Origin of the sequence: uncultured Ferrimonas sp. (assembly GCF_947489035.1) — a bacterium.
GTDB lineage: Bacteria > Pseudomonadota > Gammaproteobacteria > Enterobacterales > Shewanellaceae > Ferrimonas.
Genome location: NZ_CANLCI010000065.1, coordinates 1 through 847 on the forward strand (window position 1 = coordinate 1; position 847 = coordinate 847).

Genomic DNA, 847 nt, shown 5'->3' on the forward strand with positions numbered 1-847 from the left:
GAAACCTTGTCGCTAGATGAGGTGGAGCCGTCCTTGAAATACCACCCTTGTACGTTTGATGTTCTAACGTAGGTCCCTTATCGGGATTGCGGACAGTGCCTGGTGGGTAGTTTGACTGGGGCGGTCTCCTCCCAAAGAGTAACGGAGGAGCACGAAGGTTGGCTAATCACGGTTGGACATCGTGAGGTTAGTGCAAAGGCAGAAGCCAGCTTAACTGCGAGACAGACACGTCGAGCAGGTACGAAAGTAGGTCTTAGTGATCCGGTGGTTCTGAATGGAAGGGCCATCGCTCAACGGATAAAAGGTACTCCGGGGATAACAGGCTGATACCGCCCAAGAGTTCATATCGACGGCGGTGTTTGGCACCTCGATGTCGGCTCATCACATCCTGGGGCTGAAGTCGGTCCCAAGGGTATGGCTGTTCGCCATTTAAAGTGGTACGCGAGCTGGGTTCAGAACGTCGTGAGACAGTTCGGTCCCTATCTGCCGTGGGCGTTTGAGAATTGAGAGGAGCTGCTCCTAGTACGAGAGGACCGGAGTGGACGAACCTCTGGTGTTCCGGTTGTCACGCCAGTGGCATTGCCGGGTAGCTAAGTTCGGAATCGATAACCGCTGAAAGCATCTAAGCGGGAAGCGAGCCTCGAGATGAGTTCTCACTGGAACTATAAGTTCCCTAAAGGGCCGTCGAAGACTACGACGTTGATAGGCAGGGTGTGTAAGCGTTGTGAGGCGTTGAGCTAACCTGTACTAATGACCCGTGAGGCTTAACCATACAACACCCAAGTGGTTTTGCGGATATCGCAGAGCTTGTGGGATTGTTGAGAAAAATCAGCTTACCAAATTACGT

1 rRNA gene is annotated in these 847 nt (G+C 52.7%); it reads left to right on the plus strand.

Annotated features, from left to right (window positions below):
- Positions 1 to 772, plus strand: a 23S ribosomal RNA gene (locus tag Q0796_RS18080); the annotation flags it as partial.
- Positions 773 to 847: the final 75 nt, after the last annotated feature.